Origin of the sequence: Paenibacillus sp. FSL R7-0198 (assembly GCF_038000415.1) — a bacterium.
Lineage (GTDB): Bacteria > Bacillota > Bacilli > Paenibacillales > Paenibacillaceae > Paenibacillus.
On the sequence record NZ_JBBOCB010000001.1, the window covers coordinates 788,786 to 810,743 of the forward strand.

The 21,958-nt window shown below is 43.8% G+C and carries 21 protein-coding genes; 2 read left to right on the forward strand and 19 right to left on the reverse strand.

Annotated features, from left to right (window positions below):
- The 7 genes from MKY87_RS03240 to metH all read right to left on the reverse strand — a co-directional run bounded on the left by MKY87_RS03240 (nucleotide 1) and on the right by metH (nucleotide 7,964).
- A complete protein-coding gene (locus tag MKY87_RS03240; RefSeq protein WP_338587269.1) occupies nucleotides 1-318 on the reverse strand; it encodes a thioredoxin family protein in 318 nt (105 codons plus the stop codon).
- A complete protein-coding gene (locus MKY87_RS03245; protein ID WP_017688046.1) occupies nucleotides 318-656 on the reverse strand; it encodes a cyclic-phosphate processing receiver domain-containing protein in 339 nt (112 codons plus the stop codon). The genes MKY87_RS03240 and MKY87_RS03245 overlap by 1 nt, the downstream gene beginning before the upstream one ends.
- A gap of 19 nt (nucleotides 657-675) precedes the next feature.
- Entirely contained in the window at nucleotides 676-1,524 is an 849-nt protein-coding gene (locus MKY87_RS03250) for a deoxyribonuclease IV (RefSeq protein ID WP_339783253.1), read from the reverse strand.
- Complete coding sequence (locus tag MKY87_RS03255) at nucleotides 1,514-2,335, reverse strand: Fpg/Nei family DNA glycosylase (RefSeq protein ID WP_338587270.1); 822 nt, start codon at nucleotides 2,333-2,335, stop codon at nucleotides 1,514-1,516. The genes MKY87_RS03250 and MKY87_RS03255 overlap by 11 nt, the downstream gene beginning before the upstream one ends.
- Before the next feature lie 6 nt (nucleotides 2,336-2,341).
- A complete protein-coding gene (locus MKY87_RS03260; RefSeq protein ID WP_340962911.1) occupies nucleotides 2,342-3,151 on the reverse strand; it encodes a TIGR01457 family HAD-type hydrolase in 810 nt (269 codons plus the stop codon).
- A 356-nt stretch (nucleotides 3,152-3,507) separates the two neighbouring features.
- On the reverse strand, nucleotides 3,508-4,446 hold the full coding sequence (rnz, locus tag MKY87_RS03265; RefSeq protein ID WP_340962913.1) for a ribonuclease Z: 939 nt from the start codon (nucleotides 4,444-4,446) through the stop codon (nucleotides 3,508-3,510).
- A gap of 77 nt (nucleotides 4,447-4,523) precedes the next feature.
- Nucleotides 4,524-7,964 carry a methionine synthase gene (gene metH, locus MKY87_RS03270; RefSeq protein WP_340962914.1) on the reverse strand — a complete coding sequence of 1,147 codons (3,441 nt, stop codon included), beginning with the start codon at nucleotides 7,962-7,964 and terminating at the stop codon, nucleotides 4,524-4,526.
- Nucleotides 7,965-8,143: 179 nt separating this feature from the next.
- Between metH and MKY87_RS03275 the strand changes: the two genes are divergently transcribed.
- The gene (locus MKY87_RS03275; RefSeq protein ID WP_047843398.1) at nucleotides 8,144-8,689 is read left to right on the forward strand and encodes a cupin domain-containing protein; all 546 of its coding nucleotides are present in this window, start codon (nucleotides 8,144-8,146) and stop codon (nucleotides 8,687-8,689) included.
- A gap of 96 nt (nucleotides 8,690-8,785) precedes the next feature.
- Here the strand turns inward: MKY87_RS03275 and MKY87_RS03280 are convergent, their stop codons facing one another.
- From MKY87_RS03280 to MKY87_RS03315, 8 genes are all read right to left on the reverse strand, one after another.
- Nucleotides 8,786-9,460, reverse strand: a complete 675-nt coding sequence (locus tag MKY87_RS03280) for a GntR family transcriptional regulator (protein WP_091020712.1) — start codon at nucleotides 9,458-9,460, stop codon at nucleotides 8,786-8,788.
- 102 nt (nucleotides 9,461-9,562) lie between these two features.
- Entirely contained in the window at nucleotides 9,563-11,197 is a 1,635-nt protein-coding gene (locus MKY87_RS03285) for an ABC transporter substrate-binding protein (RefSeq protein WP_340962915.1), read from the reverse strand.
- 56 nt (nucleotides 11,198-11,253) lie between these two features.
- Nucleotides 11,254-12,126, reverse strand: coding sequence for a carbohydrate ABC transporter permease (locus MKY87_RS03290; RefSeq protein WP_036613592.1), 873 nt, complete (start codon nucleotides 12,124-12,126; stop codon nucleotides 11,254-11,256).
- 12 nt (nucleotides 12,127-12,138) lie between these two features.
- Nucleotides 12,139-13,068 (reverse strand): ABC transporter permease, encoded by a 930-nt coding sequence (locus tag MKY87_RS03295; RefSeq protein ID WP_371129062.1) that lies wholly within the window; start codon nucleotides 13,066-13,068, stop codon nucleotides 12,139-12,141.
- A gap of 589 nt (nucleotides 13,069-13,657) precedes the next feature.
- Nucleotides 13,658-14,449, reverse strand: a complete 792-nt coding sequence (locus tag MKY87_RS03300; RefSeq protein WP_091029314.1) for an HAD family hydrolase — start codon at nucleotides 14,447-14,449, stop codon at nucleotides 13,658-13,660.
- A gap of 28 nt (nucleotides 14,450-14,477) precedes the next feature.
- Nucleotides 14,478-14,987, reverse strand: a complete 510-nt coding sequence (locus MKY87_RS03305; RefSeq protein WP_017688037.1) for a hypothetical protein — start codon at nucleotides 14,985-14,987, stop codon at nucleotides 14,478-14,480.
- 125 nt (nucleotides 14,988-15,112) lie between these two features.
- Nucleotides 15,113-15,322 carry a DUF896 domain-containing protein gene (locus MKY87_RS03310; protein ID WP_017688036.1) on the reverse strand — a complete coding sequence of 70 codons (210 nt, stop codon included), beginning with the start codon at nucleotides 15,320-15,322 and terminating at the stop codon, nucleotides 15,113-15,115.
- Nucleotides 15,323-15,417: 95 nt separating this feature from the next.
- Complete coding sequence (locus MKY87_RS03315) at nucleotides 15,418-15,795, reverse strand: LysM peptidoglycan-binding domain-containing protein (protein ID WP_091020706.1); 378 nt, start codon at nucleotides 15,793-15,795, stop codon at nucleotides 15,418-15,420.
- A gap of 306 nt (nucleotides 15,796-16,101) precedes the next feature.
- On the opposite strand from MKY87_RS03315, the gene lexA reads away from it, so the two are divergent.
- Nucleotides 16,102-16,728 (forward strand): transcriptional repressor LexA, encoded by a 627-nt coding sequence (lexA, locus tag MKY87_RS03320; protein ID WP_017688034.1) that lies wholly within the window; start codon nucleotides 16,102-16,104, stop codon nucleotides 16,726-16,728.
- A 105-nt stretch (nucleotides 16,729-16,833) separates the two neighbouring features.
- On the opposite strand, the gene MKY87_RS03325 is transcribed toward lexA, so the two are convergent.
- The 4 genes from MKY87_RS03325 to MKY87_RS03340 form a co-directional block, all read right to left on the reverse strand.
- The gene (locus MKY87_RS03325) at nucleotides 16,834-18,135 is read right to left on the reverse strand and encodes an aldehyde dehydrogenase (RefSeq protein WP_340962917.1); all 1,302 of its coding nucleotides are present in this window, start codon (nucleotides 18,133-18,135) and stop codon (nucleotides 16,834-16,836) included.
- Nucleotides 18,136-18,721: 586 nt separating this feature from the next.
- Nucleotides 18,722-20,050 carry a type I glutamate--ammonia ligase gene (gene glnA, locus MKY87_RS03330; protein ID WP_340962918.1) on the reverse strand — a complete coding sequence of 443 codons (1,329 nt, stop codon included), beginning with the start codon at nucleotides 20,048-20,050 and terminating at the stop codon, nucleotides 18,722-18,724.
- 129 nt (nucleotides 20,051-20,179) lie between these two features.
- The gene (locus MKY87_RS03335) at nucleotides 20,180-20,593 is read right to left on the reverse strand and encodes a MerR family transcriptional regulator (protein WP_017687924.1); all 414 of its coding nucleotides are present in this window, start codon (nucleotides 20,591-20,593) and stop codon (nucleotides 20,180-20,182) included.
- A gap of 82 nt (nucleotides 20,594-20,675) precedes the next feature.
- On the reverse strand, nucleotides 20,676-21,929 hold the full coding sequence (locus tag MKY87_RS03340; protein ID WP_340962919.1) for a methionine gamma-lyase family protein: 1,254 nt from the start codon (nucleotides 21,927-21,929) through the stop codon (nucleotides 20,676-20,678).
- Nucleotides 21,930-21,958: the final 29 nt, after the last annotated feature.

The window sequence follows — 21,958 nt, forward strand, 5'->3', positions numbered from 1 at the left end:
TCATTTCAGCACCGCCTTCCGGATCTCCGAGAGCAAATGCTCCACAGAGCTCATCCGATAAACCATCTTTGGAACATCTTGCTGGCCGTCAAATAGCATCACTGCTGGTACGCTTGAAATTTTAAATTGCTGTACAAGTTCAGGAATGTCATGGATGTTCATTTCGGATAAAATACCTTCTGGCAGCATGTGCTCTACTACTTCCAACATACGCCGTGCTGCCGCACATGTCCCACATAAAGGGGTATATATGAACACAGCCTGTGGCATGCCTTCCCATACGCCGCGCATTAACATTTTGGATGTAATTGGCTTCATTAACTTTCTTCTCCCGCAGCAACACGCAGCATGACCTCACCCGTCATAGGACCATTATGAATGGTTACCGAATCTGGTTTATTGCTATATAACATCTCGTACATCTGGCGTTTCCCAAACATACTGGACGTATGCAAATAAATCTCACGCGGAAATAAACCTTCTCGTACAATGGATGCCGCAACCTCTCCGCCATTAGGCGAATCCGGACCAAGCTCATAATCCAGAGACAAAATGTCCACGTCGCCTTCTCTTAGCAGCATAAGGCACTCTTCTGCATTCGTTGCCAGAACAAATCCTTTCGGACATGCCCGATAGTCATCCAAAAAAACATGCATACAATCGCTCCTCTCCCCATTATAGCCAGGAACGCATGAGCGCTATATCATCACGGTGCGTTCCATCTTCGCCCGTTTCTGTCTCGAGCACAACAACCGCTTTTTGGAACTCAGGCGCAGTTAACAATACTTTCATTGATTCATTTCCAATATATCCCTGTCCAATCCTCGCATGTCTATCCTTACACGAACCAGATGCATATTTGGAATCATTAAAATGTACAGCAGCAACATTATCCCAGTATCCGAGCATCCTGCCCTTATCAAGCATCGCCGCTTCGTTGCCTGACAACCACAAACCTGAAGCAAAAGCATGGCATGTGTCAAAACAAAAAGCAATATGCTCCGGATATCGGCTTAATTTGCGAATTTGTATCATTTCTTCCATTGTCGTGCCCATCGGGCCATGATCACCTGCCTGATTTTCAATCAGCACCTTCGAATGTCCATTCCAATTCTCCAAGGCGGTATCCAGACAATGAATGAGGTTCTGATAACCCTCCAGCGGATCGTTTGTTTTGATATGTCCAAAATGGACTACCGTCCCAACAGAACCGCAAGCATTCGAAATTTCAAGATCATTGCGAATAGAAGCTATTGTAGCATGAAACCCCGCCTCTCCACGGGTCACGCCCAACGCCGGATTCGTAGGATAGGGTGAATGTGCAATCGAAGCCAGTCCATGCTGTTCACACCAATCCCTGCACTGCTCAGCATCCTTAAGATCCAGACTTTTCAGGCTGAGACTGCGCGGGTTTTTCGGAAAATACTGAAACGCCGTTGCCCCCATCTCATACGCTCTCTTGGCTGCCTGAAGAAATCCACCTCTGGTGCTAACATGTGCCCCGATACCGGTTTTAGGCCTCATGCTGGCATTTCGGACAGAAGAACGCCTTCTTGCCCGTAATTTCCACTCGTTCAATTGTTCCCCCGCAGCGCGGACAAGTCTCGCCTTCCCGATCGTACACTCGACATTGCTCGTCAAAACTTCCGGTCTTCGTATCCCCTTGCATCAGTGGCATTTCCATATAACCACCCTCAGAAGCTGCTTCGCGCAACACGGACTGCATCGAATGGAACAAGCGCTCCGTCAACTCAGGTGAAGTCGCGATGTTCTGCGTTTTGGAGCTTGGTCTCAGACCAGCAGCAAAGGCAATCTCATCCGAATAACAGTTGCCAATCCCTGCAATGATATGCTGGTTCACCAACGTTGTCTTAAGGGTACCCCGACGACCTTTCAACAGGGAAGCAAAACGTTCCACGTTCATCCGTCGATCCAAAGGTTCAGGTCCAAGATCAGACATCGCCTCTTCGGTTTCTTTTGAAGTAAGCAGATGTAAATAACCCAAGCGCAGTCCAATAAAAAATAAAATGTGATCCCCAAACTGGATTTCCACCTGTGTGGAACGATTAGGGCGCTCCTCTTCCGTACCCCAGAAAATCATACCGCCCAACATGAGGTGCAGCACCAGACGTTTGCCATTAGCCAAGTGGAAAATCAGATGCTTCGCTCGGCGCTCAACAAATATGATGCGATTACCTGTAAGTTCATTGATAAACAGATCAGGCTCCGTATTTATCGTTTTATCGCGATTAATCACAACACCTGTAATCAGTAGATCAAGTATTTTCTCGGACAGCAAGGTCCGGTAATTTTCCATTTCCGGTAGTTCCGGCATCGTACATTACCCCTTTTTGGAAGCTTGGTCTGCCTCTTGCGACAGCCACTCCATCAATTTATGCAAATCTTCAAACACATGATCAGGTCGAGCCTTAGCTGCTTGAATGTGTCCATCCATATTATCCCGTGTTGTCACACCGGTAAGTACCAACAGCGTCTCACACCCTGCTGCCACTCCAGCTGCAATATCGGTTCGCATATTATCTCCGATCACTGCCACTTCATGAGACGCCAGGTTTAGTCGGCTAATGGCTGACTTCATTATAACACTCGATGGCTTGCCAATAACGGTAGGATGAACTCCGGTTGCTGCTTCAATTGCTGCTCCAATAGTCCCCGCCCCAGGTGTCAGTCCATCATCGGAAGGAAGCTGCAGATCCGGGTTGGTCATGATGAATTTTGATCCCGCATTAATCCACCTTAGCGCCTTAGTCAGCTTATGATAGGAAAATTCACGGTCAATCCCCTGTATCACGTAATCTGGTGCATCTTCCGTCAGCTGTAGTCCTGCTTTTTCTATGGCTTCCAGCAGTCCTGCTTCTCCAATACATGCCACTTTTGCACCTGGGGACTCTTCAGCAACATATTCAGCAGCCGCCACAGCAGAAGTACATACTTGAAACGCGTCGGCAGGTATGCCCATCCCGTTCAGATGATCTGCCACACCTTGTGGTGTACGGGAAGAATTATTTGTTACGAATAAATACGGCTTTCCTAGCTCTTGCAGTGTTCGAATAAGCTGATCGGCTCCTTCGATACGATGTCTGCCATGATAGAGCGTACCATCCAAGTCAATCAGATAGGCCTTAATCACACATAGCACTTCCTTTCTTCATTCCATTAACGTTTCATGCCCTTAATCATTTACCTCGAACTTGACCGCGAACCTATGTATTCAGGCAAAAAATAATGGCTTGCTGACATATGCACGCAACAAGTCGAACCGGATCGAACACCGACGGTTTAACTCGCGCGTCTTCTGTACAAGCTTGTCATTTCCTGCGCTTTCCCGGAAAATAATTTGAATCATTTCCCTCTTCATATTGCCCATCCTACACGCTTTCTGACCAGATTGCAAAAGGGACCGCGGGAGTTCCTCTCCCTCAGTCCCGTGCAATTACCCGGATCTTTATATGACGTGTTTAACCGTGCACTGGTTCGCAATCCGGGTTAAGATTCTTGCTTGCGATGCACGACAGGAATAAGCTGGTGTTCGTTTGCAAGTCTGGTATTCGGGAATACGGACTGCGCCTCTTCCAAAAGTGGCTGAAGTTGATCCTCATCCTTATAGCGTGAACTGAAGTGAGTCATGATTAGTTGCCCTACATTGGCTGCTCTAGCCGCTTCTGCCGCTTGTTTAGAAGTACTATGATAGTACTCATGCGCTGTATCGGCCAGATCATGCATGAATGTAGCTTCATGCACAAGTACATCTGCATTGATGGAAAGAGGCTGTACATTGTCACATGGACGTGTATCACCCAATATGGTGATCACCATGCCTCGTTTTGGCGCTCCCAATACATCTTCTGGACGAAGCGAATCACCGTTATCCAGCGTAATGGTTTCTCCACGTTTCAGCCGGCCGAACAATGGGCCTGGTTTCAAACCGTATTCCGCCAGTTTGGCTGGGTCCAGGCTTCCTGGACGATCTTTTTCTGTGATCCGGTATCCATAGCTATCAATCCGATGCTCAAGCAAAGCAGCTTCCACCATAAAACTGTCATCCTCGAACAGGACGCCACCCGTATGTTCCACGATATTCAAATCATAGTTAACCCGGGATTGGCTCAGCTCCATTGTTGTACTGATCATTCGTTCCGTACCTGGCGGACCATACACGGTTAATGGTGTGGTGCCACCTTGATAGGCTCTGCTCGAAAGCAGTCCTGGAAGTCCAAATACATGATCACCATGCAGGTGAGTAATGAATATTTTCTCCAATTTGCTCAGTTTAAGCGGAGAACTTAAAATCTGGTGCTGCGTTCCTTCCCCGCAGTCAAACAACCACAAAGCTCTGCGCTCATCCAACATGCGTAGCCCAATGGAAGTTACATTCCGTTGAAGCGTAGGTACACCAGCATTAGTTCCCAGGAAATATAGTTCCATTCTGGATCGCACCTCTTTCTGTTGCCAGCAAAAAACCTCCGACAATGCGGAGGGCTTTGCCTGACACTCTACTGAATTTATGCCTTCTCTACATTAAAATACTTAGCTTGCGGATGGCTGAATACCATAGCTGATACGGAAGCTTCAGGTTCCATCATGAAACCTTCCGTCAATTCCACACCGATATCCTCAGGCTGTAGTAACTTGAACAACGGCCCTTGGTCTTCCAGATCCGGACAAGCCGGATATCCAAAAGATACTCTGATCCCTTGATAACGTGCACCGTGACGTTGCTTCATGGTCATCTGGGCAGAATCCGGGAATCCCCAAATATCTCTCATCATATGATGCACACGTTCAGCTAATCCCTCTGCTACTTCAAGCGCTACGGATTGCAGAGCATGCGAGCGAAGGTAATCCCCTTGATCTTTCCACGCAGTGGATAGTTCACGCACACCGTGTCCGGCCGTAACAACCATGAAACCAACGTAATCCATCTGACCGGATTCAACAGGTTTCAGGAAGTCGGACAGGCACAGGAACGGCTCGACTTTTTGACGTGGGAACGTAAATGTATGCAAAATATTACTGGTGTCCTTTGGATCATAGATAATGACGCTGTTACCACTGGACTGAGCCGGGAAGAAACGATACATGGCATGCGCCTGAATAATCCCGTCACGAACAGCTTCTTGCATAATATCATCCACGACTGCTTTCAGGTCGGTAGCCTTCTTATCACCTGAAGCAAGCAGTTGTTCTACTGAACCGCGCAACCCCAGATGATGTCCAAGCAACATCTGCATGTTCACGTATGGCAGGATATGTGATAAAGGATAGTTACGCATCGTATGCCGCTCCAGATCAGGCGGTACAAGAACCGGATTATCTACAGCAATATCCGAACGCTCCACTCGCGTAAGCTCTGGAAGAGCCTGAACAGCTACAGCACCTGAAGCATCAGCTTCTTTTTCTGCTTCCATCTCCAGTTGCATCACTTCACGTGTAACGGGATTCATCAATTTGTTCGCCAGATCCAGACCATCCATCGCATCTTTCGCATATACAACCATTCCGTTATATTCAGGACGGATACGATTTTTGGTGAATTTACGTGTTAGCGCCGCTCCGCCAACCATAATAGGCACATCAATACCTGCTGTTCGCAAATCCTGAGCGGTAAGAATCATCTGCTGCGCTGATTTTACCAATAGACCCGAGAGACCGATCGCATCGACTTTTTCTTCTCGGTATGCCTCAATGATACGTTCTGGTGGTACTTTTATACCCAAATTAATGATCCGGTAACCGTTATTGGACAGGATGATCTCAACCAAGTTTTTACCGATGTCATGCACATCGCCCTTGACCGTGGCCAGAATGATCTTGCCTTTAACCGAAGTCTCGTTCTTCTCCATGAATTGCTCCAGATATGCTACAGAAGCCTTCATAACCTCCGCACTCTGCAACACCTCAGCTACAATTAACTCATTGTTGTTAAAGAGACGACCTACTTCCTCCATACCCCGCATCAGTGGACCGTTAATCACTTGAAGTGCTGTGTATTTGGCAAGTGCCTGTTCGAGATCTGGCAGCAATCCTTCTTTACTTCCTTCTACTACATATGAAGCGAGACGCTCTTCTAATGAAAGGTTCGAGATTTTTTCCTTCTTCTCAACCTTTTTGTTACGGAACGCCGCTACGAACGCCGCCAGTGTGTCATCATTCGTGTTATATAAAAGCTCTTCCGAGAGCCTGCGCTCTTCTTCTGGAATGGACGCATAACGCTCCAGTTTCTCTGTGTTCACGATGGCATAGTCGAGACCTGCTTTGGTACATTCATACAAGAACACAGAGTTCAGCACTTCACGACCTGCTTCAGGCAGTCCGAATGAAATGTTACTGATACCGAGTATCGTATGACATTCAGGCATCGCTTCCTTAATAACTCTTATACCTTCAATGGTTTCTTTGGCTGAACCGATGTACTGTTCATCTCCGGTACCAACCGGGAACACCAACGTATCAAAAATCAGGTCTTCTGGTTTGAGTCCATATTTGTTCACTAGCAAATCGTAAGAGCGCTTGGCTACGTCAAGCTTGTCTTCCCGACTAATCGCCTGACCTCGTTCGTCAATCGTTCCGACAACAACCGCACCACCATATTTATGAAGCAACGGCGTAATCAGCTCAAATTTCTCTTCGCCATCCTCAAGGTTAATGGAGTTAATTATCGCTTTACCTTGTGAGTACTGAAGGGCCAGATCAATTACTGAAGCATCCGTCGTATCAATCATGAGAGGAACCTTAACTTTTTTCACAACCAGTTCAAGGAACTTCACCATGTCTTCAGACTCTTCACGGTCCGGATCTTGTACACACACGTCAACAATGTGCGCTCCATTTTTCACTTGAGCACGAGCAATTTCCGAAGCTTCTTCATATTTGCCTTCTACAATGAGTCGTTTGAATTTCCGTGATCCCAGCACATTCGTACGCTCACCAACCATGTATGGACGATTGTCCTGTTCAATGTAGATTGGTTCTATACCAGACAATGCAGGTGGATGTGTTCCGTTCATTTCTCTTGGGGGGTACTGGGCAAGTTTATCGCGCATCGCCCGAATATGTGCAGGGGTTGTCCCGCAACATCCACCAGCAATATTCAACCAGCCCTGTTCGGCAAAAGCACCAATCTTCTGAGCAAGCGAGTCTGGTGACTCATGGTAATTACCGTTCTCATCCGGAAGCCCTGCGTTCGGGTAACAACTAACGGCAACCGATGCCATTCCGGACAGTGAACGAATGTGATCACGCATGAACTCTGGACCCGTAGCACAGTTTAGTCCTACCGAAATTGGGTTAAGGTGTTCTAAGGATATATAAAAGGATTCGATGTTCTGACCCGCAAGGGTCGTACCCATCGGTTCTATCGTTCCTGATATCATCAGGGGCAGTGTAACGCCACTCTGTTCGAAGGCCTGCTGAATTCCAATGCTGCCTGCTTTTACATTGAGGGTATCCTGTGAGGTTTCGAGTAGTAGCGCATCAACGCCTCCCTCTATTAAAGCAAGCGCTTGCTCCAAATAACTGTCGATAAGTTCCTGGAACGTTACTCCCCCAGTTACAGACAGTGTTTTGGTTGTTGGTCCCATCGCACCTACCACATAACGTGGAGATTCAGGTGTGGAGAAACGATCAACCGCAGCTTTCGCAATTCTGGCTGCTTCCAGGTTGATCTCACGTGCCCGATCCTGAATATCGTATTCAGCAAGCACGACGGATGTGGCACCAAATGTATTGGTTTCAATTAAATCAGCGCCAGCCTCCAGATATTCTTCATGAATGCGCTGGATCAGCTCTGGACGAGTAAGCACTAACATTTCATTACATCCATCCAAATCTTCGCCGCCAAAATCTTCGCCAGTCAGATCAACTTGTTGAATCATGGTCCCCATTGCACCGTCGAGGATTAATATTCGTTGTTTTAATGCATCGTGTAGACTAATCTTATCCAATATCTTCACCCCCGCAAAACGTTAAATCTTAGTTTAACAGAAACTAACTTAATGTGAAAGATCGGGTTTGGTCCCGAAAGATGGCGGGTTTGCACGAATATGAACGGAATTTGAGAATCGACAAAAACAGAGCAATCCGATATAATTCAATTAAACCAAGTGGAAAAGAGGGAAAGAACATGGCTGAAATTGTTATCCGAAATACGAACGAACGCATCACTGGTGACGAAAATGTTCGAAATTTCTTGAACAAATACGAAGTATTATATGAGAAGTGGGACGCATCCAAACTGAACACTGATCTGCAAAATAACTTTGGATTAACTGATGAACAGAAAACCGAGGTTTTGGAAACTTACGATTATGAAATCAGAGATTTGGCTGCACGTCGTGGATACCAGATCTGGGATGTCATCACGCTGTCCGAACAAACACCAGATATCGAAGAAAAGCTGGCCAAGTTCGAAGAGATCCACACCCACGCTGAAGATGAGATTCGTGCAATTGTCGCTGGTAAAGGAATCTTTGTTATCAAAGCTACAGACGATGTAGGCTACTTTAATGTAGAATTGTCTCCAGGAGACGTTATCTCTGTACCTGAAAATACACCGCACTTCTTCACTTTAATGGAGAATAAACAAATTATTGCTGTACGTCTGTTCATCGAAAAAGATGGCTGGATTGCAGATCCATACCCTGATCCTACTTTTATCAAACAAGCCTAACACTCTCGTGTTACAACTTGCTTAACCAAAACCCCTGTTCAATTGAACAGGGGTTTTCGCATATGCATATGGAGAGTATTATACAGCATCGTTGCATTATATAAAATAATGCGGGTATTTCGCCTTAATCGATTCCTGTTCAATAACAACTAGTCTAAGATGAGCTTCCATCACCTGAACAGCTTGCTCAGTCTGCCGCTCTGTGATAAGCCGATAAATCTCTTTGTGCTGGGAAATAATGACCTCCAGGTTGGAGTCCTCCGCAAGACGTAATAAACGCAACCGATTAAACGGAATATTCAGTTGTTGCAACATTTTCCATGTTCTCAGCTTACCCGTGCCCTGGAACAAAATCTGATGAAACTCTTCATCCAGTTCAAAAAGCCGATAGAAATTGTTTTTTCCTATACAGACTTCCTGCATTGCAATGTTGGTTTCAAGTCGAAATCTGAACTCTTCAGGAAAAGAAACACAAGCCAAAGTCACGATTTCCTTCTCCATCTTCTCCCGCATAAACCTGCCTTCTTCCACATGCTCCAGATTAATATGAGAGACGATCGTTCCACTCTGGGGAATAATGTCCAGCAGTTCTTCTTCAGCAAGCTTCATGAATGCTTCTCTAACGGGTGTTCTGCTCACCTGCAGTTCATCTGCAATCTCTTTCTCTGAAATCTTGGTACCCGGCTTAAGTTCCAGGTGAAGAATTCGTTCTTTTAACAGGTTATATGAATATGCCCGGGTCGAGCCTCTAATTTTTTGATTAAGTGACATGCATAGACCTCTTTCTATCAGCCGTATTCATTCATCTTAGCACAAATTACCGTTCCACTTATATATCGGTGTGAAACGGTAATCTGGCCAACATCAACTATATTATTGCTTGTTTTCTTTGTAGGTTTTGTACGTATCATTTGCCAGCTTCAGATAATTAGATAAACCTTGACTCTCCAGCTCTTTGGCAAATGTATCGAATTCAGACAAGTTCCGCTCACCCAAAATAAATTTAAGTGTATTTTGATCCGAATAGTCTTTCAGTGGTGTACTCAGAAGTGTCACCCGTTCACGGTCCTCTGAAGAGTAAGGAATCGGTGGTTCTGCCGGGATCACTTCCTTGGTATCCTTCATGTCTTGCTGGAATTTCAACTCTTCTTCACTAAACATCGATTGCAGCAGATCTGTGGTACCCCCGTAGGCAAATACACCACCAGAGAATCCATAGTCAATACGCAAGTCTTTCGTTCCTTTCGGATTCAAGCCATTGTAGTTCACGTCTTCTACCAATTTACGTTTTCCGCCCTCTTTGGTAAATGTTTCGCCTTCAACGCCCCATTTGGCAAACTCTTGACCCTCATCGCTGTAGTATAACCAATCAATAAATTGCATAATAGCTTTGAAGTTTTCGCTTTTTTGAATTTTCCCGGAGATCATAACACCGTTTTCAAGTCTGGAGCCGGACATTAATTGCCCTTTTGGTCCACCAGGTACTGTAATCTTTGCAACTGAGTATTTACCTTCTCCCAGCGTTTTGTTCATATCATTTCGGTGCAGCACCACCGTTTGGGAATTACCATTAATCATGAATGATTTGCCGGATACAAATTTCTGTACAGCCTGATCATCATCCTGTGTAAAGCTCTCCTTGTCGAGCAGCCCTTCGGATACCAACTTGTTAAAATACGTTAGCATCTCTTTATATTCTGGTGTTGTAGCCGTGTACACAAATTCATCCTGATCTTCCTTATACGTCAATCCGTTACCAAAACCCCATCCAGCCTTGGTACCAAAGCCAGTAGCAGCGATGTTCAACGTACTATTAAATTGGAATCGGTCCGAAAACGGAATGGAATCCGGGTAAATCTCTTTTAGTTTTTTGGCTGCATCATACAATTCGTCCCATGTGGTTGGAATCGAGATGTTATTTTCTTCAAAAACATCCGTTCTTACGAGTAGTGTGTAATCTGGCCATACTTCTTCATGCAGACCCGGGAGTACATAGTACTTCCCATCTTCCTGTCGAAGTCCTTCAAGTTCATCTTCCAAACCCCATTTTTCCACTTTATCCTTGAAGTTCGGCATCAAATCGATATAATCGCTAATTGGCAAAATCGCACCGGAGGACACAAATGCAGACTCTTCACCAGGGTACGTTTTAGGAATAACCAGAGGTGCATCACCGGAGCTAATCAACAGAGATCTCTTCTGAGGGTAATCACTCATCGGTACAATCGTTGGCTCAAGCGTAACACCCGTCAGTTCGGTAATTTTATTAAAAAGTAACCAGTCTTTTTTATACGGATAACTAGGTTGATCACTATATAGTATGGAGAGATTAAATGGCTCAGTCGCCTTGAATGTATCCCCTACATTGTACGTCTCCATCGCTGCCTTGGTTTGAACTTCTGTGACGTCACCTCCAGCTCCGGTACCGCTGCTACATGCTGCCAGAACAACGGTCATCATTGATGCCAACACCATTTTACCAACAAACTTACGTGGCTTTTGATTCATTTAGGTTATCCCCCTGAATTTGGTTTAGGTTGACTTTGCCATAGAACTGCTACGTATTACTGTTTAACAGACCCTAACATGATACCGGTTACAAAGTATCTTTGGACAAATGGATAGATGGTGAGTATCGGCAAGATGGTTAATACCATCGTTACTGACTTAATATTGGCAGCAATCTGTGTCAGGTTATCAGCTGAGGTTGCACCGGCAGACGCCCCGCTTGTCGCTCCTGCAATCATATTGCGCAAATAAATGGTGACCGGGAACAGTTCTTTTTTGTCCAAATACAGAAAGGCTGGGAACCAGGAATTCCAATGACCTACTGCGTAGAACAGCACCATGGTTGCCATAACTGCTTTACTAAGCGGCAATATAATGCGTAACAAAATCCCGTATGTGTTCAAACCGTCAATGGAGGCAGCTTCCTCCAGTTCTTCAGGCATATTTTCAAAAAATGACTTCATGATCAGCATGTTGTATATGCTAATTGCGCCAGGAACAACAAGTGCCCACATGGTGTTGTTGAACCCAAGGGAATTAATCAACACATAGTTTGGAATCAATCCACCACTGAAGAACATGGTGAATACGGCAAACATCGTCAGAAACTTGCGACCCATCAACCTCTTTTTGGATAGGGCATATGCGAAAATGGTCGTCATGAACATTGAGATTAACGTACCTACTACAGTGTAGATAATCGTATTTTTATAATTCGTCCAGAACATGCTGTCACGTGAGATGGTTTTGTATGTCTCCACATTGAATCCTCTTGGGAACAAACTAACCTTACCCGAATTAATATAGGACTCACTGCTGAAGGATTGTGCCACGACATTTAAAAATGGATAGAGCGTTATAAATACCACGAACAGTAGAAAGATAACATTGAATACTTTAAATACCTTGTAAGATCTGGATTCCTGCATGATGCTCCTCCTTTACCATAAGCTTCTTTGTGTCAGTCTGCGTGAGATGGCATTTACGGAGAACACCAGAATCAGACCGATCAGCGATTCGAACAAGCCAATTGCGGTAGCATAACTGAAGTTACTGGATTCCAGTCCGACCCGATACAGGTAAGTGGAGATCACATCAGATGTCTCGTAGATCAGCGGATTGTACAAGAGTAAGATTTTTTCAAATCCAACAGCCAGGAAATTACCCATGTTCAAAATCAATAACGTCACAATCGTGGGCAAGATCCCTGGTATCGTTACATGAATCGTTTGCTTCCATCGATTGGCACCATCAATACGCGCAGCTTCATACAAAGAATCATCAATGGTTGTCAGTGCAGCCAGATACAGAATCGCTCCCCAACCCATACCCTGCCATACCTCAGAAGTGATATAGATTGTTCTGAACCACTCAGCCCGCTGCATAAAAGGAATATTATCTCCGGTGAAGAAAGCCACCAGTCCATTAATGGAACCATTCACTGCTGTCAGCTGCAGGATCATACCCGCAACGATAACGATGGACAGAAAATGAGGCAGATAAGACGCGGTTTGTACAAACTTTTTGAATCGTTTACTCTTCACTTCGTTAAGCATCAAGGCAAAAATGATTGGAACCGGGAATGTAAAGAGCAACGCAAGTCCGCCTAACATCAGCGTATTACCAAATACTCTCCAGAAGGTAGGGTCCTCAATGAACATTTTGAAGTATCTTAATCCAACCCACGTTTCTCCAAATATACTTCCCCCTGGAACAAAACGTCTGAACGCAATCACATTACCTATCATCGGCCCATATTTAAAGATAAGTAGATAGATGATGGGAAGGATTAATAGTGAATACAACTGCCAGTCTTTGCGGAACAATGTTGCTGCCGTTCGTAATCTGCTCTCTTTACGTAAAGATGTCATGGTTAACGTTGTTTTAGCGGTTTCCGACTCCATGTGTTTTCACTCCGATCCAGGACTTGATAAGTAAGAGTAATTCATGTACAACTCCCATCGTTTCTCCTCTTGTAGAAGACAACCAATCCTTCAACTTCACCCCCACTACGAAATAGACAATTACCAAATGTAAGCGATATCAATTTGATGTATTATGTAGAATCACACAATCCAAGGTGCTTCACATCATTAATTAGCACTTACTAAGTGGTGTGATCTCCAAATCAAAAGAAGCTTTTTCAAAATATTAAGCGCTTACAATCAATATAAAATAATTAGCAATAACTCCCTGCTTCCATTTTAATGAAGTAAGTCAAAAAGAAATTCCTTTAGGACAATCTAAATACTAGTCATACTAGTATGTTAGTTATATTCTAATCCAGCTTCCCCCTAATTTCAATAACTTTTAGTAAAAAAAATGGAGATCTCTTTTAACAAGGTAATTCAGTCAACAAGCTCAAATAAAAAAACATTGGTAACTTCAAGAACGACATCATCGTTCATTGAAGCTTCCAATGTTTCAGGGTGCTGAGGAAAGATGTTATAGCTGATCTGCTTAGAAATTAGCAATAAGCTGATTTAATTCCGATAAATGCGTTATTTCATGGTCTGGCGCATACGTTTCATTGTTGGTCTTATGCTCACGGTTAATCCATACGGATTGGATACCAGATGATAAAGCACCACGAATATCAGTCGTTAACTTGTCTCCAACCATCATGCTCTCTTCGGGTTTAACACCCAGTTTATTCAAAGCATGTTCAAATATCGACGGATCTGGTTTTCCTTTTCCGAAGTTACCCGAGATAATAATCTCATCAAAGAAAGGAGTCAATTCAGGTACACCATCCAACTTCTCTTGTTGCAAAGCAGGACAACCGTTCGTTAACAACAAAAGTTTGTACTTTCCTTGTAACTGGCGCAAGGTATCCATCGTTTCTTCGTATACATGTGGTCTGGATCTCCGTTCTACTCCAAACTGTGCGGCCAGTTGTTCAGCAAGATCTTCCCGATCTATACCCAACTTCAACAAGCCACGACGCCAGGATTCTTTACGGTAAACTGGAGCAAGCTGTTCCAACTGACGGAACTCAGGTTGATCCCCACCAGTAAAGTTAGCCCAAAGGCCTTCAAACGGATTGATTCCAATCATTTTGGTAAAAGGAAAGGTTTCATATGATTCATACAGTCCACGTGCCTCATTACGAACAGCTTCTTCAAGTTCTTCTGGTTTGACCCCAGTCTCTTTCGCTGCGATTAGACAAGTCTCATGAAAAGCTTCTCGAACACTACGCTCATCCCATAATAAAGTATCATCTAGGTCGAACAAAATCGCTTTTAATGCCATTCCGATCATCTACCCCTTTATGCAATAATTACTTTTCGACGGTTTCCACGGTGATCTGGTGTGCTTTTGCAAACTTCAGCAAACGTTCTGCAATCGCATCTGTATCGTAACGGTTCAATAACTTGGTAAACACCCATCTTTTCCCGCGACTGTTATGTTCGATAACAACTGTACCTGGTTCAATTCTGAATTTGACAATATCGTCAACCCCGATTGAACGTTCACGATTACCCTTCGTCGTTATAATCCGATTACTGCTAATCTTGATGTATGGACGACGAAGCATGAAGATGACTGCCAAAAATACATAAAGCAGCATGGTCACCCAGTCCCAAGTTGTCATTGGAGCTTGCACAAGGAACGTGCTCATAAACAGATACAAAAAGGCGAGACCAATCAAAAATATTGGGAACAACAAACTGCGTCCCTTAAAGACTTCTTCACCTGGTGTACCTGTGATTGGTTGACCACTTTTTTTGCGTTGCTGATTTAACTGCTTGGAATTTTTCTTAACCGTTCTCTCGAACGAACGCGACATGAGAATCCCCCTTATGTGTCTTTGTATCGGCTTACATAATTGCAAACCAACATTTCCCCCTATAAATTGCACACTCAAAATAACAGGAAGAAACCTAAATATCATAATGATATCATTAGGTTTCGTTAGTGTTTGAGTTTGCCTTGGTGGCCTTTGTCATTCTCATCATCAACAATCTCAATGGTATCCAGTTGTTGTCTGAAATTGCTGCGAATATTACTCAAATAAATCTCTCTTAGCTCGGCACGTTCAGCAAGTTCTTCCTCCGACAATCCAGTGGACTTTTGCTTACGAGCCAATTCGTTAATGCGTGCTACCAGACTATCTATATCCAAGCTTGTCCCCTCCAAAAATACAAAGTCATATTAACTTTGCCATGATAAAGGCAGCTTGTCAAGCTGACACGCGTTAACACTCATTGATGTGCATTTTATTCTGCAAATTGCGGTAGAGCTAGTACTTGTCCCACTTGGATGGAAGTTGTATGAAGTTGATTCACTTTCTTAATTGCTTCTATATAAATACGTGTATCCATATTCGTCGGTTTATGTTCCAAAGAAATACTCCATAATGTTTCCCCTTGTGAAACGGCTATCTTTCCTCCAGGTAGAACATCATTCTCATTGCCAGCAAATACAGTTAAAACAGTGCTGCATCCAATAAATATAATCAAAGAAGTAATGGCTACCTTTAACATCCATGAAGAAATCTTGAAACGTGCTAAAACCTTCTTGTAGTTCCCTATGTTAGACTTCACCAGTTCCGAATTCATTGGTTCATAAATGCTTTGATAAGTAGAATATCTCATTAAATACCCGCCTCCAAACGTTTGTTCCTATCTGTTGAAATCAATATAACACGAACACTTGTTTTGTTCAATATATTTTTAGAACAATTGTTCGCTTCTTTTTTGAAGGAGAAATATCTTAATGAAGTTCTTTTGCAAAGCATTTGCAAAGTATTTGCAGTATTATGCTCTGCCTTTTGGACAAATTCGGTTCTAAAAGTTAAAAAATACTGATTTAATGCCATTTTATTTAGAACTTATGTTTGTACGAACGGAGGTTCTATGTTATAATTTTCCCAAACGTTACTAAAATGGGGTTGATACGGTATGTCGAAGATATCCAGCAGGCAGCAGGCTATTCTGGAGTTTATACGAAATGAAGTCCGGTTGAAGGGGTATCCTCCTTCCGTACGGGAAATTGGTGAAGCTGTTGGACTGGCTTCCAGCTCAACAGTACATGGACATTTGGATCGTTTGGAGAAAAAAGGTTTGATCCGACGCGACCCTACCAAGCCAAGAGCCATTGAGCTTTTGAGCCAGGAAGAATCTGAGCATTCTCATCAATTTGCTCATAGCGTTGCACGTATTCCTGTCGTTGGTAAGGTTACAGCCGGGGTTCCAATCACTGCAACCGAGAACATTGAAGACTATTTCCCTCTTCCGACACATTATGTAGGCGAACAGAAAGTGTTTATGCTTTCGGTAGTCGGAGATAGTATGGTGGAAGCTGGAATCGTTAACGGAGATTACGTTATTGTCCGTCAACAGCAAACTGCTGATAACGGTGATATCGTTGTTGCAATGACTGAAGACGATGAAGCTACAGTGAAAACGTTCTATAAAGAGAAAGATCACATTCGCCTTCAACCGGAGAATGCGACCTTCGAACCTTTACGTTTGAAACACGTTAGTATTCTGGGTAAAGTCATTGGCCTTTTCCGAGATATTCATTAATATTTAACATGAGCAACAAAACTAGATGTAATGAAATACGAAAGAGGTTGTCCTGATGAACAGGACAACCTCTTTTTTTCATGTTTATGTTATTTTAGCGGCTCATTATTCACTGCGTTTCAGAACACTCTTGTGATGCGAGAACACATCAAAGCTCTGTTGCCCGTGATATGAGCCCATACCGCTCTCTCCTACACCACCAAACGGGAGATAGTGTGATGTCATATGCGAAAGTGTGTCATTAATACATCCCCCACCGAAGGATACTTGATTCAGAACCTGATCTTGCAGTTGCTCATCCTGTGTGAAGAGATATAACGCCAATGGTTTTGGCCGACGAACAATCTCATCCAGCATAGTGTTCAAGTCACTGTACGTAAATACAGGAAGAATCGGACCGAAGATCTCTTCTTGCATTACAGCTGATTCCCAGTTCACATCTCCAAGTACAGTTGGCTCAATCAGCAACTGCTCACGTACAGATCGTCCACCTATCAGCGTTTTGCCATCTGTGAGGAATTTCGATAACCGATCAAAGTTACGAGCATTGACAATATGCGGGAAATCAGTGTTCTGTAACACATCATCTCCAAATTTATCTTTGATCTTTGCGCCAATCAGATTGATCAATTCATCATGAACTTGTTCATGCACAAGCAAGTAATCCGGAGCAACGCAGGTTTGCCCTGCATTCAGGAACTTACCACGAACAATACGCTGAGCCACCAGCTTCAGATCTGCATCACTATGGACAATAGCAGGACTTTTACCGCCCAACTCAAGAGTTACAGGAGTCAAGTGCTCCGCAGCTGCCTTCATAACAATGCGACCAACACCTGTGCTTCCTGTGAAGAAAATATAATCAAACTTCTCTTTCAACAATGCTGTGCTGGCCTCGACTTCCCCTTCCATAACGGCGATATACTCCTGAGGGAAGATCTCCTGAATCAGATCATACGTTAGACGAGATACGGCTGGTGTTAATTCAGAAGGCTTGATAACTGCACAGTTACCGGCTGCAATTGCTCCAATCAGTGGACCGAAGGCCAATTGGAAAGGATAGTTCCAAGGTGCAATAATAAGCGCCACTCCGTATGGTTCAGGGTAAATGGTGCTCACCCCATCCGGCATAGCCGGATTGGTTGGGACTTGTTTAGGTGAAGCCCATTCCTGCAGGTGTTCTAATGCAAAATCCAGTTCACCCAAAACAATACGAATCTCTGAACCGTAAGCTTCCGCCTCTGATTTGTTCAAATCTGCCCGAAGTGCATCTTGAATCCGTTGCTGATACTTTTCAATTCCTTTTCTAAGCTGTTGAAGCGCATTAATCCGATACTCGATATTTTTAGTTTGTCCTGTATAAAAAAATGTACGTTGTTCTGTCACTAGTTGTTTTGCTTGATCCATATTAACATCTCCAATTAATTATTTAAAATTAAATTGCTCAAAATTTAATTAAAGTATACCTCTTCTATATGAAACTTTCAACATACAAATGAAACATCCATTTGTATATATTGGACGATGGTTGGAATTTTGAAAGAATGAATGATAGTACTTGCTACTATGTCGTGGCTATTAGAATTTCTAAGGAGGCTTGATTTAGATCTTTTGCCTCCGCCAGTTTGATGCACTGTAGAAAGAATTTTATTTTCAGTTTCTTTTTCATAGGTTACTAGATAAATGATGAAAATGATCTTGCTTTATTACTAACATGAAGTGTTAAAGTTCATAGAGAGTTTAGTTACCATACAAAAAAACTCCTCTTTCAATGATGAGAAGAGAGTTTTACGATTATCTATCGGTAAACGAATGTATTTTGTTAGTTATATGTAAGCTTGGTTACAGACGGAAATATTATGTGGGATGATGAAGAATAATTCAGGGGACATTTGGGGGATTTTGTGGGCACTTTGATTTTTCTTTAAATATATAGGTACTTGCCCACAAAAAGAAAAACCCCTCAGCGCTAGAGCGCCAAGGGATTGAGCTATTAGTACAACGTAATATATTGATCGCGTTCCCATTGGTGGACTTGTGTTCTATACATATCCCACTCAATTTCTTTCAGCTCATAGAAATGAGCCAAGGCGTGGTCGCCGAGAGCGTCACAGATGACTTCGCTGCGGATCAATTCATTCAATGCTTCTTTCAGGTCAGCTGGCAAGCTAGGAATGCCTTCTTCCACACGCTCTTCTTCTGACATGATATAGATGTTACGGTCAATTGGAGCTGGTAAGGAAAGCTCACGTTTGATTCCGTCCAGACCTGCTTTCAACAGAACAGACAAAGCCAGGTAAGGGTTAGCAGCCGGATCCGGGTTACGAACCTCAACACGTGTACTCAGACCACGGGAAGCTGGAATACGAATCATTGGGCTACGGTTACTAGCAGACCATGCTACATAACAAGGCGCTTCATAACCTGGTACAAGACGTTTGTATGAGTTCACAGTTGGGTTAGTAATTGCTGCAAACGCACGTGCGTGCTTCAGAGTTCCAGCCATGAAGTGACGAGCAGTTTTGCTCAGACCCAACTCGTCCGACTCATCAACAAATGCGTTCTCATTGCCTTTGAACAAGGATTGGTTACAGTGCATACCGGATCCGTTCATACCAAACAGCGGTTTCGGCATGAATGTAGCATGTAAACCATGCTGACGTGCAATCGTTTTAACAACGAGTTTGAACGTTTGGATCTGGTCAGCTGCTTTCAGAGCATCAGCATATTTAAAGTCGATCTCATGCTGACCTGGAGCTACCTCATGGTGAGAAGCTTCGATCTCAAAGCCCATTTCTTCAAGTGTGATAACGATGTCACGACGACAGTTTTCACCAAGATCCGTAGGCGCAAGGTCGAAATAACCACCTTGGTCATTCAGTTCGTTAGTTGGGTTTCCTTTTTCGTCTGTTTTGAACAAGAAGAACTCGGGTTCAGGACCAACGTTAAAGGAAGTGAATCCCATATCTTGGGCTTCCTGCAGGTTTCGTTTCAAGATGCCACGTGGATCTCCTGGGAACGGATTACCATCCGGAAGATATACGTCGCAAATCAGACGTGCAACACGGTTCTCTGCAACCCATGGGAAAATAAGCCAAGAATCTAGATCTGGATAGAGGTACATGTCGGACTCTTCAATACGTACATAACCTTCAATGGAAGATCCATCGAACATCATTTTGTTATCCAGAGCCTTAGTCAACTGACTCACAGGAATCTCAACATTTTTGATAGCTCCAAGCAAATCAGTAAATTGCAATCGAATGAATCGTACGTTTTCTTCTTTCGAAATGCGGAGAATGTCTTCTTTTGTATAACTCACTATAACCTCTCCCTTTCTTATCTGCGTATTTGGCTTGCCTGTTATATTTGTACATTAGAAAGTTCCACGGGTCAAGGAGTCTCACACCAAAAGTGCATGTTTTCCCCTCACTCGCCAAGTTATGCGAATTTAGTTTTTATTAAAGAATCGGGAAAGCTCTCCCTGAATGAGAGATACTTGTCCTGGTCTCTTACCTGATACAAGCTGCTGCTTCAGCAAGCGGTGCAACTGCGTATCGGACAGCTCTCTGCGTTTAACTTCAGTATCTGGCGTGATCACTGTAGCTTCCTCGGATTCTTTTGAAACAGGATTCATCACTTGTTTGATGCCCGCGATGTTAACTCCTTTTTCAATCAAAGCCTTGATCTCTAGCAATCTCTCTACGTCATTAAAAGAGAATAACCGTTGATTACCTGACGTTCTCGCAGGAACGATCAAGCTGTGCTGCTCATAGTAACGAATCTGACGTGCAGATAGATCCGTAAGTTTCATTACAATACCAATTGGGAATAAGGCCATATTTCTGCGGATTTCATCACCCATGTTCATCAACCTTCCAGTCATCTATTCTTCACCCTATTGTACATTTAGTTATTACCAAGTGTCAATGACGTGTTAGATAAACTCACAATAATTTACGATCTTTCATAGTCTGTAACGCCATCAAAACGCCATATTTGACATGAGAGTACGTTAATCCGCCTTGCATATACCCGATATACGGCTCCCGAATAGGCGCGTCGGCTGATAATTCCAGACTTCCACCCTGAATGAACGTACCTGCCGCCATAATGACAGGGTGCTCATAACCAGGCATATCCCACGGTTCAGGAACCACATGGCTATCCACAGCTGCTGCACGCTGAATTCCCTGCACGAAGGCGATCAGATGCTCGGCAGAGCTAAACTTAACAGCCTGGATCAGATCTGTGCGAGCTTCATTCCAGGCGGGTTTGGTTACAAATCCGGATTCAGCAAACATCGCAGCAGCAAACGCACTTCCTTTGATAGCTTGTCCTACAATTGTCGGTGCCATGTAAAGTCCTTGGTAGATGCCACGTGTTGTCCCCAGCATTGCTCCAACCTCTCCCCCAATTCCAGGGGCTGTTAGACGATAAGCTGCCAGCTGTACGTATTGTTCCTTCCCACATATGTATCCACCGGTTTCCGCAATGCCTCCACCAGGATTCTTGATCAGTGATCCGGCCATCAGATCAACTCCGACTTCTGTCGGTTCACGTTCCTCCGTGAATTCACCGTAACAATTATCTACAAATACGATGACATCTTCCTTAAGCGCTTTAACACGCGTAACCATGTCAGCAATCTCAGCAACGCAGAAGGAGGAGCGCCAGTCATAACCACGTGAACGTTGAATCCCAATAACTTTTGTAGCCGGTGTAATGCTTTTTTCAACTGCTGCCCAGTCCACTCCACCTTCATCAGTTAAGGCCGTCTCACGGTAACCGATGCCAAAATCGCGTAATGAACCTGTACCATCACCGGGTTTGCCAATAACTTTATGCAATGTGTCGTAAGGCTTACCCGTGATGTACAATAATTCGTCACCTGGACGCAAAACTCCAAAGAGAGCTGTACTAATCGTATGAGTACCTGAAGCAAAATGAGGACGCACCAACGCGGCTTCCGCGCCGAATACATCAGCATATACTTCATCAAGTACTTCACGCCCACGATCGTTATAGGCATAACCTGTTGAACCTGCAAAGTGAAAATCACTTACTTTTCGCTGTTGGAAAGCATTAATCACCTTCCATTGATTGTGATCTGTGATCCGATCAATCTGTTGAAGTTGTCCTTCAATCTGACGCTCCACTTGACGTTGAAGTTCAGATATTTCTGAATCAAAGCTTACCATCTTACTTCATTCCCCTTCATAGCACGAAT